Source organism: Rhodoferax sp. SPJ21 (assembly GCF_058216335.1).
Genome location: NZ_JBYZMO010000003.1, coordinates 254,699 through 268,053, shown reverse-complemented (window position 1 = coordinate 268,053; position 13,355 = coordinate 254,699). Strand labels below are relative to the sequence as shown.

The following is a 13,355-nucleotide window of genomic DNA, read 5'->3' as shown; positions in this document are numbered from 1 at the left end:
GTGGATGTTCGTGGCCCTGGTCGTGGTGGGGAGCATTGCGCCGTTCGTGCTGTACCCCACGTTCCTGATGAAGGTGCTGTGCTTTGCGCTGTTCGCCTGCGCGTTCAACCTGTTGCTGGGTTTTGCGGGGCTGCTGTCATTCGGCCACGCAGCTTTCTTCGGCGGTTCGGCCTATATCACCGGCTACCTGTGCCGCGACATGGGGTGGCCCCCTGAATTGGGCCTGCTGGCCGGCGCTGCATTTGGCGCGGTGCTGGGCGCCATCTTCGGCATGCTGGCCATACGCCGCAGCGGTATCTACCTGACCATGATCACGCTGGGCCTGGCGCAGCTGGTCTACTTTGTGGCGCTGCAAATGGGCTTTACCGGTGGCGAGGACGGCATGCAGGGCATCCCACGCGGCAAGCTGTTTGGGCTGGTGGATATGTCGGACAACATCGCCATGTACTTCTTCGTGTTTGCGGTGTTCCTGGGCGGCTTTTGGCTGGTGCACCGCACCATCCATTCGCCCTTCGGCCAGATACTGAAGGCCATACGGGACAACGAGGCGCGGGCCACTTCGCTGGGCTATGACGTGGCGCGCTACAAGCTGCTGGCCTTCGTCATCTCGGCCTCGCTGTCGGGCTTGGCGGGCTCCATGAAGGCGCTGGTGTTCCAGCTGGCCTCGCTGGCCGATGTGCACTGGCATACCTCGGGCCAGGTTGTGCTGATGACGCTGCTGGGAGGCCTGGGCACCATCCTCGGCCCGGTGGCCGGTGCCATCACCATCGTCAGCCTGGAAGACCTGCTGGCCGACAAGGTGGGTTCCTGGGTCACCGTGATCATGGGCGTGATCTTCGTAGTCTGCGTGATGCTGTTCCGCCGTGGCGTGGTGGGCGAGATCAGCGCGCTGTTCGGCAAGAAGCCTGCTGCGGGACCCGCCGGGCATTGAACAAGTCTGCTCCGATTTTTAACTTCAAAAATAAGAGCTGCCAGCGCACGGTTTATATGCGCTGGCGTCGGTTTTGTTGCCTTAAAAAAGGCATCAAAAATCACATGCCCGCGTAGTTGGGCCCGCCGCCGCCTTCGGGTGTGACCCACACGATGTTCTGCGTCGGGTCCTTGATGTCGCAGGTCTTGCAGTGCACGCAGTTCTGCGCGTTGATCTGCAGCTTGTCCTGACCCGTATCTGTCTTCACGAACTCATACACCCCTGCCGGGCAGTAGCGGGCTTCTGGGCCAGCGTATTTGTGCAGGTTGATATTGACCGGCACCGATGCGTCTTTCAGCGTCAGGTGCGCGGGCTGGTTTTCTGCGTGGTTGGTGTTGCTGATGAACACGCTGCTCAGCCGATCAAAGGTCAGCTTGCCATCGGGCTTGGGGTAGGCGATGGGCTTGCATTCGGCAGCCGGCTTCAGGTAGGCGTGGTCGGGCTTGTCGCGGCGCAGCGTCCAGGGGATGTGGCCGCGCAGCGCGAATTGTTCAATGCCATTCATCAGCGTGGCGGTGACCAGGCCCTTTTTGAACCAGGCCTTGAAGTTGCGCGCCTTGTGCAGCTCGGCATGCAGCCAGCTGTTCTCGAAGGCCTCGGGGTAGGCGCTGAGCTCGTCGTGCTGGCGGCCGCTGGTGACGGCGTCATAGGCGGCCTCGGCGGCCAGCATGCCGGTCTTGATGGCGGCGTGGCTGCCCTTGATGCGGCTGACGTTCAGGTAGCCCGCGTCGCAGCCCACCAGCGCACCGCCGGGGAACACGGTCTTGGGCAGGCTCATCAGGCCGCCGGCGGTGATGGCGCGTGCGCCGTAGCCCAGGCGCTTGGCGGGGGCAATGCCGTGCTCTGCGTCGCCTTCTAGGTACCAACGCACGTTCGGGTGGGTCTTCCAGCGCTGGAATTCTTCAAACGGGCTCAGATACGGGTTGGCGTAGTCCAGCCCGGTGATGAAGCCCAGGGTGACCTTGTTGCCTTCCATGTGGTACAGAAAGGCGCCGCCGTAGGTGCTGTTGTCCATGGGCCAGCCGGCGGTGTGCATGACGAAGCCGGGCTGGTGGCGCTTGGGGTCGATCTCCCAGACTTCCTTGATGCCCAGGCCGTAGGTTTGCGGGTCTTTGCCGTCGTCCAGCTTGAACTTGGCGATCAGCTGCTTGCCCAGGTGGCCGCGTGCGCCTTCGGCAAACACGGTGTACCTGGCATGTAGTTCCATGCCGATCTGGAAGTCGGCCGTGGGCTCGCCTTCCTTGCTGACGCCCATATTGCCGGTGGCCACTCCTTTGACGGAGCCGTCATCGTTGTACAGCACTTCGGCTGCGGCAAAACCGGGGAAGATTTCCACGCCCAGGGCTTCGGCCTGCTCGCCCAGCCATTTGGTGACGGCACCCAGGCTGACGATGTAGTTGCCGTGGTTCTGGAAGCAGCCCGGCAGTAAAAAGTTGGGCGTGCGAAAGGACGACTTTTCGCCCAGGAAGATCATTGCGTCGTCGGTCACCGGCTGGTTCAGGGGCGCGCCCATGGCCTTCCAGTCGGGGAAGAGTTCGCTGAGCGCGATCGGGTCCATGATGGCGCCGCTGAGGATGTGGGCGCCGGGCTCGGAGCCTTTTTCCAGCACCACGACCGAGATGTCCGTGCCTTTTTCCGTGGCCAGTTGTTTCAGGCGGATGGCGGTGGCAAGCCCACCTGGGCCGCCACCTACCACCACCACGTCGTATTCCATGGCTTCGCGGGGGCCAAACTGGGCAAGAATCTCTTCGTTCGTCATGGGTTTTTTCCTGTGGGGGGCTATTGCTGCGCGATGCTTATGCGGCGGTTACGTGGCTTACAAAATCGCAAGGCATTTTATGTGGATGGGGCGGCTGCACTGTCACAATCCAGTCTGCACTTAACGAACAGCGAAGAGGCTTGCGATGGCATACAGCATGGATCTTTCGGGTCGGGTGGCTTTGGTCACCGGGGCGTCGGGCGGCTTGGGGGCGCAGTTTGCCCGAACTTTGTCGCGTGCAGGAGCTGCCGTGGTGCTGGCCAGTCGCCAAGTTGACAAGCTCAAGGACCTGCGCGCCCGCATCGAGGGCGAGGGTGGCGACGCCCATGTGGTCGAGCTGGACGTGAGCGACATGGACTCCATCAAGTCGGCCGTGGCCCACGCAGAGACCGAGGTGGGGTCTATCGACATCCTGGTCAATAACTCGGGCGTGAGCACCACGCAGCGCTTGCAGGACGTGACCGAAGACGACTTCGACTTCATCTTCAACACCAATGTGCGCGGCGCCTTCTTTGTGGCGCAAGAGGTGGGCAAGCGCATGCTGGCACGCGCTAACGGCTCGGCGCCGGGCAGCTTCACCGGCGGGCGCATCATCAATATCGCCAGCATGGCCGGGCTCAAGGTGCTGCCGCAGATCGGCGTGTACTGCATGAGCAAGTCGGCGGTGATCCAGATGACCAAGGCCATGGCGGTGGAGTGGGGCAAGCACGGCATCAACGTGAACGCCATCTGCCCTGGCTACATCGACACCGACATCAACCACCACCACTGGGAGACCGAACAAGGTCAGAAGCTAGTGCAGATGCTGCCACGCAAGCGCATTGGCAAGCCCGAAGACCTGGACGCCCTGCTGGTCATGCTGGCCTGCGGCCAAAGCCATTTTGTGAACGGCGCGGTGATTGCTGCGGATGACGGGTTTGGCGCTGGCTGAGGGGCCGCCATAGATATATTTAAGGCATGAAAATAGCTGCTGGCGCAGATAAATATTGCGCCAGCAGCTATTTTATTTGTAGCAAATCAAGATTGCTTTGGTTGAGTTGGTGGTGCCTATGGGCGCACGCCGGCGAAGCGTTGCACATCCAGGGCTGCCGCCAGTTTTTTCTCCAACGGTAGTGGCTCGCCATGCAGCCGAGCCGCCAGCAGTTCGGCGCACAGGTGGGCGAAGCTGAGTCCGCGTGAGCCCATGGCGGTGCTGACCCACAGGCCGGGCGCCAGTGTGCCCACCATGGGCAGGCGGTCTGGCGAGGTGCAGCGCACGCCGGCCCAGTCTTGCACGCAGCCTTGTTCAAAGCAGGGGGCAAGTGCCTCGGCGGCTCCGGGGAGCAAGCTGCGCAGGCGTTCCAGGTTGCCGATGCGGTCTGCCTCGCAGCTTTCGCTGTGGATGGTGTCGCGTTCGTAGCTGGCGCCGATCAGCCAGGCGCGGCCATTCGCGCTGGGGAAGTCGGGTATGCAGTGGCCCTGGCCATTGACCGGGAAGGGCGGCAGGGCCGCATCACCCCGCAAGCCCCAGGAAATTTGGCCCCGTACGGCCTGCACCGGAATGTCTGCCGCCGCCACCTGCCGGCTGGCAAAGCCGGCGGCAACCACGACCAGCGGCGCTTGCGCCAGGACATGGCCTTGCGCGTCCAGCACCTGCCAGCCCTGCTCGCAGGGCTGCAGCCGGTCTACCGGGCTGTGGCCGCGCACGCGGATGGCAGGGTGGTCCAGCAGGGCCTGCACCAGCTGCACGGGTCTGATCCAGCCAGCGCGGGCGTGCCACAGCGCATGGGTGTCGGCAGGCAAGTCGGCCTGGTCCAATGCTTCCGTGCTGGCGGCCGTATGGGCCGGGTATTCGGCGGCAGGGCTATCGCCCAGCCATTCCAGCACGCCGGTGGCTTGCCAATCTTGGCCCGCCTGCAGCCGGGTTTGGGCCAGCTGCAGTGTGGCGCGTACACCGCTGTAGGACAGGCGGGACTGCACATTGTGGTCGCGTGAAATCAGCGGCGAGAAGATGCCCGTGGGCAGGCCGGAAGCGCCTGCGGCCGGGGCTGCAGCGGCATCCAGCACCTGTACCTGCCAGCCGCGCCGCGCCAGGCTGTCGGCCACGCTGGCCCCGGCCAGGCCAGAGCCTATGACCACGCAGTGGCTGGGTGTGGGCGCGGGCTGCACTGCGGGGCGGGGCTCCCAGCGAGGGTCGAAGCGGCCCTGCAGGTTGTCACGCTTGGGTGGCACGCCCGGGGTTTTTTGTACCGAGAAGCCGCACTGCTCCAGCGCGTCGCGCACCGCGCGGGCGATGGTCCAGGTGGCGATGCGCGTGCCGCGTTTGCAGCAGCGCGACACGGCCTTCAGCGTGTGCGGGCTCCAGATGTCGGGGTTGCGCTGGGGGCTGAAGCCGTCCAGGTACACGCTGTCGGCCTGCAGCGCCATTTCGCGCAGCATGGCTTGTGCGTCGCCTATGCACAGGGTGAGTTGTACTTGGCCACCTTCAAACACCAGGCGATGGAAACCCGGCGACAGGCCCCACCATTGGGCGTGCAGTTGCCGCGCCAGGGGCAGCAGCGCAGGGTGGGCCTCAAAGCTACGTAGCAGGTCGTCGGCACTGGAGGGCCAGGCTTCGATGGAAACAAAATGCAGCAGCGATGGGCGCTGCGGGTCAGCCTTCCAGGCCGCCCAGGTCACTAGAAAGTTCAGGCCCAGGCCAAAACCGGTTTCCAGAATGCACCACTGGGGCTGTTGTGCCCAGGCTGCAGGCAGACCGCAGCCGTGGAAGAAGACCTCTTGCGCCTGGCTCAACCCACCCGATTCGCTGCGGTAGCGGTCACCAAAGCGGGGGCTGAACGGGGTTCCATCAGGTAGCCATTGGATCGGCTCTCCCCCAGGCTTGCCCACTTCGTGTGGCCTCCAACCCCCTTCCGGGGGCGACCCCGAAGGTCCGGCAAAGCCGGTCCCGTGGGGTCCTGGGATAAGAGTGTTCGGCAATTCGTTCGGCGCTGTCTGTGAATTTAGGGCGTTGGCGGTACGTAGCCTTGGGCGGCATCGGCACCCGAACCAAAGAAGTGGTTTTCCATCTGGCGGGCCAGGTACTGGCGGGCGCGCAGGTCGGCCAGGTTCAGGCGGTTTTCGTTCACCAGCATGGTCTGGTGCTTAAGCCAGGCGGCCCATGCTTCCTTGCTGACGTTTTCCCAGATGCGCTTGCCCAGGTCGCCAGGGTAGGGTGGGAAATCCAGGCCTTCGGCTTCCTTGTCGAGTTTGATGCAGTGGACCATGCGTGCCATAAAAAGCCTTGTAATGTGTAGTGTGGGGTGCGCAAACCGGTTGTGGTTCGCATTGCAGGGGGCGACTGTAGCAATGTTTGCAACGCCCTGGCGCTGCCTGGGCTTTACAGAACTTCGCGTACGGGCGTCGGCAAACGGTGCCGCTGTCGCGTTGCAGTAGAACTGTATTTTAGGAGCCTCGCCATGCGTATCGTGATTTCTGCCGTGTTGCTAGCCTGTGTTCTGAGTGGCTGCGTGGTTGCTCCTTACGGTCCACGGGCCTATGGACCTGGATACTATGAGGCACCGGCTGTGGTGGTGCAGCCTTCGGTTTACGTGGCGCCGCGTCCGTACCACTACGGCAACCCTTATTGGCGCGGCCATATGGGTTGGCACTAAGCGGGGGGCTTCAGCGGGAACCGCTGAGCTTCTATATTCCAAATCACGCTATACAAACAAGAAATCAGTCGTTTGTGGTGTAAAGCTTTGACCAGACAATATTGCTTACAACTTTATTGCCAGGGTCACGCATGCGCTTTTTTCACAGGATTTCTTCGTCTAGCCGTCCATCCAGCGCGCTGCGCACATTGCTCGCCGGCCTGCTCTTGGCTGCCACGGGCTTGGCGTCTGCCCAGCAGACTACGCTGCTGAATGGCTCGTATGACGTGGCGCGCGAGTTCTACAAGGACTACAACGCCGCTTTCATCGCCCACATCAAGAAGACCACCGGCAAGGATGTGAAGGTGGACCAATCGCATGCCGGCTCCAGCGCCATTGCCCGCTCGGTGGCCGAGGGGCTGGATGCCGACGTGGTGACCATGAACACCTCGACCGACATCGACTTTCTGGCCGACAAAGGCGTGGTTGCGAAGGATTGGAATAAGAAGTTCCCGGGTAATGCATCCCCCACCACATCCACCATGCTGTTTCTGACGCGCAACGGCAACCCCAAGGGCATCAAGGACTGGGATGACTTGGTCAAACCCGGCATCCAGGTGATCGTAGTGAACCCCAAGACCGGCGGCAATGGCCGCTACGCCTACTTGGCGGCCTGGGGCTACGTGAAGAAGAAGGGCGGCAGCGACGCCCAGGCGGCCGAGTTTGTGGGCAAGCTGTACAAGAACGTGCCGGTGCTGGCCCAGGGCGGCCGAGCAGCCACAACGACCTTTCTGCAGCGCAATATTGGCGATGTGCTGATCACCTTCGAGTCTGAGGTGGTGTCTATCGACCGCGAGTTTGGCGCCGGCAAGGTGGACGCGATCCACCCCAGCATCAGCATCGTGGCCGAGAACCCTGTCGCCGTGGTGGAGCGCACGGTAGCCAAGAAGGGAACGGCAGCCTTGGCTAAGGAATACCTGGACTATCTGTACTCTGACGAAGCCCAGGAGATTGCGGCCAAGCACGCTCTGCGCCCCCGCAGCGAAGCCATACTGAAGAAGTACGCTGCGGTGTTTAAGCCTATCCAGTTATTCACTGTGAGCGAGCTTTTTGGAAGCCTGGGTGAAGCGCAGAAGGTGCACTTCAACGACGGTGGCCAGTTCGACAAGATCTACACCCCAGGTGCCAAATGAGCGTTGCGCGCGCTCCGTCCGGCAAGGCCAAACGCGTCTTGCCCGGTTTTGGCCTGACCCTGGGCTATACCGTGCTCTATCTGAGCATCATCGTGCTGGTGCCCTTGTCGGCCCTGTTTTTTAAAACATTTACCTTGAGCTGGGACCAGTTCGTGGACGCCGTGACGGGGCCGCGCGTGCTGGCTTCCTACCGGCTGACCTTTGGCGCGTCGCTGCTGGCGGCGTTGGTGAATCTGGTGTTTGGCCTGCTGGTAGCGTGGGTACTTGTGCGCTATAGCTTCCCGGGCAAGAAGATTGTGGATGCGTTGGTGGACCTGCCATTTGCCTTGCCGACAGCGGTGGCTGGTATTTCATTGACAGCTTTGCTGGCGGGAAATGGCTGGCTGGGGCAATACCTGGAGCCGCTGGGCATCAAACTGGCGTTTACGCCGGCTGGGGTTGTGATTGCATTGATTTTCATTGGGCTGCCCTTCGTGGTGCGCACGGTGCAACCGGTGCTGGAAGACGCCGAAAAAGAACTGGAAGAAGCTGCAACCTCACTTGGTGCGACCCGTTTGCAGGTTTTTACCCGCGTCATCCTGCCGCATATTGCGCCTGCGCTGTTGACCGGCTTCGCCATGGCTTTCGCCCGTGCCATCGGTGAATATGGCTCGGTGATTTTCATTGCGGGCAATATGCCCATGGTGTCTGAAATCACGCCGCTGATCATCATTGGCAAGCTGGAGCAGTACGACTACGCCGGCGCGACCGCCGTGGCCGTGGTGATGCTGACCATATCCTTCATTCTGCTGCTGCTGATCAACGCCCTGCAGGCCTGGCAGCGCCGCCAAACCGGAGCCACCGCATGAGTGCCAATACCGTACGCCGCGCCAAGGCCGGCACCACTGAGGCCGCGTGGGTCCGCTATACGCTGCTGACCGTGGCACTGGTATTTCTGCTGCTGTTCCTGGTGCTGCCGCTGGCAGCGGTGTTCACCGAAGCGTTGCGCAAAGGTGCGGGCGCCTACCTAGAAGCCCTGCAGGAGCCCGATGCCTGGTCAGCTATCAAGCTGACGTTGCTGACGGCCGTGATCGCCGTGCCGCTGAACCTGGTGTTTGGTATCGCCGCGTCCTGGGCGATTGCCAAGTTCGACTTCTGGGGCAAGTCCTTTCTGACCACGCTGGTGGACCTGCCGTTCTCGGTGTCGCCGGTGGTGGCGGGCTTGGTCTACGTGCTGCTGTTTGGCGCCAGTGGCTGGTTCGGCCCCTGGTTGCAGGCGCACGATATGAAGATCGTGTTTGCGGTGCCTGGCATTGTGTTGGCCACGGTGTTTGTGACCTTCCCCTTTGTGGCCCGTGAGTTGATTCCGCTGATGCAAGCCCAGGGCAATGACGAGGAACAGGCGGCCATCGTGCTGGGGGCGACCGGCTGGCAAACCTTCTGGTATGTGACTCTGCCCAACATCAAATGGGGCTTGCTGTATGGCGTGATCCTGACGAATGCGCGGGCCATGGGTGAGTTTGGTGCGGTGTCGGTGGTGTCCGGCCATATCCGTGGGCAAACCAACACGCTGCCTTTACACGTCGAGATTTTGTACAACGAATACCAATCCGTGGCGGCTTTTGCCGTGGCGTCCCTGCTGGCCATCCTGGCGCTGGTGACGCTGGTGATCAAGTCGGTGGCCGAGTGGCGCATCGAGCGCGAGCTGCGCTCCATTGCCGAAATACCACCCGAAGCGCCACGTACCGATACACCTGCGGCACAGCTTGCCGCCGCCCATTGAAAGAGGCCTGTTATGAGCATCGAAATCCGCAATATCCACAAGCAGTTTGGCAGCTTCACTGCCTTGGGCGATGTCAGCCTGGACATCCAGTCCGGCGAGTTGGTAGCCTTGCTCGGCCCCTCGGGCTGCGGCAAGACCACGCTGCTGCGCATCATCGCCGGGCTGGAAACGCCTGACTCCGGCAGCATCCACTTCTCTGGTGAAGACACCACCGATGTACATGTTCGTGAACGCCAGGTCGGTTTTGTGTTCCAGCACTACGCGCTGTTCCGCCACATGACGGTCTTTGAGAACGTGGCCTTCGGTCTGCGTATGAAGCCCCGTAGCCTGCGCCCCAGCGAGTCGGCGATCAAGGCCAAGGTGCATGAGCTGCTGGGCCTGGTGCAACTGGATTGGTTGGCCAACCGTTACCCTAGCCAGCTCTCTGGCGGCCAGCGCCAGCGCATTGCCTTGGCGCGCGCACTGGCGGTGGAGCCCAAAGTCTTGCTGCTGGACGAGCCTTTTGGTGCGCTGGACGCCAAGGTGCGCAAGGAGTTGCGCCGCTGGCTGCGCCGCTTGCACGATGACTTGAACGTGACCAGCATCTTCGTGACCCACGACCAGGAAGAAGCGCTGGAGGTGGCCGACCGCGTGGTGGTGATGAATAAGGGCAAGGTCGAGCAGATCGGCTCGCCACAAGACGTGTGGGACCACCCGGCCAGCCCCTTTGTGTATGGCTTCCTGGGCGATGTGAATCTGTTCCATGGCCGCGCCCACGAGGGCGAGGTACAGCTGGAAGGCATCAAGATCCAGGCGCCAGAGCATCCTGACGCGCAAGACGCCAAGGCCTTTGCCTATGTGCGCCCCCACGACATCCAGGTGCAGCGCTACGTGAAGGGTGAAGGCCTGGACGCGGCCGGCAAACCGCTGGGCATGGTGGTGAAGCTGACCCGCGCATTGGTGATCGGTCCCATCGCCCGTTTGGAACTAACGCCGCTGGAGCAGCACCAAGCCGTGGACAATACGCTGGATAACCTGGTGGAAGCGCAGTTGCCTGCGGAGCAGTTCCGGGTTCTAGGTTTGCAAGAGGGCGACACGCTGGTGGTGACACCACGCCGCGCCAAAGTGTTTGTGGAGTCCGCGCCAGCGTGATGTAGCCCCAAGGGGTGCGTCCGCAGGGCGCATTTTTTGAAAGCTATGCATGTTGTTGTCCTGGATTGATGCCGCCCCACGCCGTGTGCTGTTGGGAGTCAGCGTGGTGTGTATCGGCCTACTGGCCTTCGGCCTGTACCTGCAGCATGTGGTGGGCTTGGAGCCTTGCCCCATGTGCATCGTCCAGCGATATGCTCTTGTTTTAGTAGCAATCATCGCAGGTATTACCAGCGCCAGCGGCAAAAAAAGCTTGCAAGTTTCTGGCGTGTTCCTGGTGCTGCTGGTAGCGGGTTTCGGCGCGTTCGTGGCTGCGCGCCAGAGCTGGCTGCAGTGGTATCCGCCCGAGGTGGCCACTTGCGGGCGCGACCTCTACGGGATGATTGAAACCTTCCCACTGCAGCGCGCCATTCCCATGATCTTCAAGGGCGGCGGCGATTGCACGGTGGTGGATTGGACCTTCCTGGGAGGCTCCATCGCTAACTGGTCGTTTGTCTGCTTTGTCGCCATCATCCTGTTGGCCCTGGTGTTCCTGGGCCGTAAGCTCAAGGCCTGATCAGCCCAGATAAAACTCGGATTGGCTGGGGCCAGGCGCAGGCGGTGGCCCCTGGGTTGCGCACATATGGCGATCGCGGCCCTGGCGCTTGGCTTCGTACAAGGCTGCATCGGCCTGTTCCAGCAGGTCTTGTTCTGAAATGTCCTTGTGCGGTATGACGCTGGCAATGCCCACGCTCAGAGTAACGTGGCTGGCCGTAGGGGAGTTTTTGTGCGGCTGGCCGGCATGCCGTATACGCTCCAGGCAGCGCCGCGCAACCACGGTGGCGCCAGCGATATCGGTGTCCAGCAGCAAGACCGCAAATTCTTCACCGCCATAGCGCATCAGCAATTCGCCTGGACGGCAGATGCAGGTGTTCAGAATGCGTGCTACCTCGCGCAGACAGTTGTCGCCGCTCAGGTGGCCATAGGCGTCGTTGTAGAGCTTGAAATGGTCTATGTCTATCATCAGCAAGGCCAGAGACTGCTCCTGGCGCATGCTGCGCGCCCACTCGGACGCCAGGCACTGGTCGAAGAAACGCCGATTGCCCACGCCCGTCAACCCGTCGGTCACGCTGAGTTCGGCCAGCTGTTCGTTGGCGCGCTGCAGCTCGGCCTGGAACTGCATGCGTTCGGTGATGTCCTGCAAGGTTCCTTCCAGGCGCACGGTGTGGCCCTCTTGCACGATGGCCTCGCCATGGGAATGCACCCACACCTGGCGCGCGGCGGTGGTTGTCATTTGCAGCTCCAGGGCCCAGGGCGTGCCGTAGCGTATAGCTTCCGCCATAGCCTGCTCCAGTTTGTGGCGGGAGTCTGGCGTGTAGCAGTTCAGAGATTCATCCAGGGAGAGCGGCGTGCCCACGGACAGGTCATAGATCAGAAAGACCTCCGGCGTCCATGTCTGCAACATGTTCGACAGGTCCAACTCCCAACCACCGATCTTGGCGATCTCGCCGGTGCGCCGCTGCAAGGCCGTGGCAGCCGCCAGGTGTGCCTCTGCCTGCTTGCGCTCTGACACATCCATGTGCGTACCCAGCACGCGGGTGACGCGGCCTTTTTCATCGCGCGCTGCGACCATGGCGTGGTCCAGTACCCAGATCCAGTGGCCGTCCTTGTGGCGCACGCGGTGCTCCAGCTTGTAAGACGGGCTATGACCCTTGATGTGGGCGATGAATGCGGCACGCAAAACGGGCAGCTCTTGCGGGTGCAGTAGCTGCCACCACAGGCCGCCCCGCAGCAGGATTTCGTTGGGTTGGTAGCCCAGCATCTGCCAGAGCCGGTCGCTAAACACCATGGTGTTCTTGGCCATATTCCAGTCCCACAGTCCCAGGTCCGCTCCCTTGAGGCCGAATTCAAAACGCTGGGCGGTTTCCTTCAAGGCTTCCTGTATCTCAATATGGGCCAGGTGCATGGCCCGGCGGTGCTTGTGGATATAGGCCAGGCCTATGCAGGCAATCGTGCCGAATGCCGCTAGCAGGCCCAGGTTCAGCTTGGCTTCGTCCCACCAGATGGCGTCTACCTCGGCCAGGTTTCGGCTCACGGAGACGGTCAGCGGCGCGTACATGCGCAACTCTGCGGGCTGTATATTGCGAAAGACCAGCATGCGCTGGTCGCCCAGCACCTTTGACTGGCCAACCAGCTGGCTTATGGTCTGTCCAGACTGGACATGCCGGTGGAACAATGCTCCCGGCACGTTGATGTTGGTGTTCAGGGATTTGACGTTGGGCGGAATCATGATGAACACCCGCCCATCGTTGTGCGTGATGCTCACGGTCATGTCGGGCGCATAGAGCACCGACTGCATCACGGTGTCGAAATAGCTTGGCTCCAGCGTGGCGCTGATCAGGCCTATGAATTGCCCATCCACCTCGGATACGGCCTTGCTGACTCCCACCGCATAGAAGCCGGAGCTGGGTAGGTAGTTGGGCGATATATACAGCGCCGCGTAGTCCGGGCTGGCTTGGGGAATTTCGAAATACGGGCTTTGGTGTAGGTCGGCGCCCAATGCGCTCTTGTTGTTGCTGCCGATGACGATGCCGGATTTGTCCAGTATGGACAGGTCCCGCACGCCAGGCATGGCGTCGGCCAACAGCTGCAGGCGTCGGCTCATATTGGGAGTTTCGCCGGGGTGGTCGCTGTAGTACAGGTCGTAGCGCAGGCCGGCCAGGGCTCGGTTCACCCCCTGCAGTTGGCGGATCAGGTTTTCGTCCACCACGCGGGCCTGGGTTTGCAGGCGGTCGAATTCTTTTTCCCGGTTCAGCCCGTGTTCCCGCCAGAGTTTGCAGGCCATCGTACCCAGCAAAACCAGCAGCGCCAGTGCCATGGCCCACCATTCCTGGGCGTGGCGTCGGTTCAGGCGGGAGTCCGTCACCGAGGGGTGCGGAGCCGTTTGCCTCAT

General features: G+C 62.0%; 11 protein-coding genes. 7 read left to right on the top strand and 4 right to left on the bottom strand.

Translation table 11 applies throughout. The features are described from left to right. Positions 1–4: 4 nt before the first annotated feature. Positions 5–931 carry a branched-chain amino acid ABC transporter permease gene (locus tag AC4BBN_RS16580; protein ID WP_490593644.1) on the top strand — a complete coding sequence of 309 codons (927 nt, stop codon included), beginning with the start codon at positions 5–7 and terminating at the stop codon, positions 929–931. Positions 932–1,031: 100 nt separating this feature from the next. Here the strand turns inward: AC4BBN_RS16580 and AC4BBN_RS16575 are convergent, their stop codons facing one another. Next, the gene (locus AC4BBN_RS16575) at positions 1,032–2,729 is read right to left on the bottom strand and encodes an electron transfer flavoprotein-ubiquinone oxidoreductase (protein WP_490593105.1); all 1,698 of its coding nucleotides are present in this window, start codon (positions 2,727–2,729) and stop codon (positions 1,032–1,034) included. Positions 2,730–2,874: 145 nt separating this feature from the next. Here AC4BBN_RS16575 and AC4BBN_RS16570 point away from each other — a divergent pair, with 145 nt between their 5' ends. After that, positions 2,875–3,660 carry an SDR family oxidoreductase gene (locus tag AC4BBN_RS16570; protein WP_490593104.1) on the top strand — a complete coding sequence of 262 codons (786 nt, stop codon included), beginning with the start codon at positions 2,875–2,877 and terminating at the stop codon, positions 3,658–3,660. A gap of 116 nt (positions 3,661–3,776) precedes the next feature. On the opposite strand, the gene mnmC is transcribed toward AC4BBN_RS16570, so the two are convergent. Next, a complete protein-coding gene (mnmC, locus tag AC4BBN_RS16565) occupies positions 3,777–5,597 on the bottom strand; it encodes a bifunctional tRNA (5-methylaminomethyl-2-thiouridine)(34)-methyltransferase MnmC2/FAD-dependent 5-carboxymethylaminomethyl-2-thiouridine(34) oxidoreductase MnmC1 (RefSeq protein WP_490593103.1) in 1,821 nt (606 codons plus the stop codon). Between the two features lie 113 nt (positions 5,598–5,710). Beyond that, entirely contained in the window at positions 5,711–5,983 is a 273-nt protein-coding gene (locus AC4BBN_RS16560) for an oxidative damage protection protein (protein ID WP_490593102.1), read from the bottom strand. 509 nt (positions 5,984–6,492) lie between these two features. On the opposite strand from AC4BBN_RS16560, the gene AC4BBN_RS16555 reads away from it, so the two are divergent. The 5 genes from AC4BBN_RS16555 to AC4BBN_RS16535 are packed head-to-tail and all read left to right on the top strand — an operon-like array spanning position 6,493 to position 10,979. Next, positions 6,493–7,533, top strand: coding sequence for a sulfate ABC transporter substrate-binding protein (locus AC4BBN_RS16555; RefSeq protein ID WP_490593101.1), 1,041 nt, complete (start codon positions 6,493–6,495; stop codon positions 7,531–7,533). Then, a complete protein-coding gene (gene cysT / locus AC4BBN_RS16550) occupies positions 7,530–8,381 on the top strand; it encodes a sulfate ABC transporter permease subunit CysT (protein ID WP_490593100.1) in 852 nt (283 codons plus the stop codon). The genes AC4BBN_RS16555 and cysT overlap by 4 nt, the downstream gene beginning before the upstream one ends. After that, positions 8,378–9,295 (top strand): sulfate ABC transporter permease subunit CysW, encoded by a 918-nt coding sequence (gene cysW / locus AC4BBN_RS16545; protein ID WP_490593099.1) that lies wholly within the window; start codon positions 8,378–8,380, stop codon positions 9,293–9,295. The genes cysT and cysW overlap by 4 nt, the downstream gene beginning before the upstream one ends. Positions 9,296–9,307: 12 nt before the next feature. Beyond that, positions 9,308–10,426: a sulfate/molybdate ABC transporter ATP-binding protein gene (locus AC4BBN_RS16540; protein WP_490593098.1), complete on the top strand. Its 1,119-nt coding sequence runs from the start codon at positions 9,308–9,310 to the stop codon at positions 10,424–10,426. 49 nt (positions 10,427–10,475) lie between these two features. Then, positions 10,476–10,979, top strand: a complete 504-nt coding sequence (locus tag AC4BBN_RS16535; RefSeq protein WP_490593097.1) for a disulfide bond formation protein B — start codon at positions 10,476–10,478, stop codon at positions 10,977–10,979. Here the strand turns inward: AC4BBN_RS16535 and AC4BBN_RS16530 are convergent, their stop codons facing one another. Continuing rightward, on the bottom strand, positions 10,980–13,355 hold the full coding sequence (locus tag AC4BBN_RS16530) for a diguanylate cyclase domain-containing protein (protein ID WP_490593096.1): 2,376 nt from the start codon (positions 13,353–13,355) through the stop codon (positions 10,980–10,982).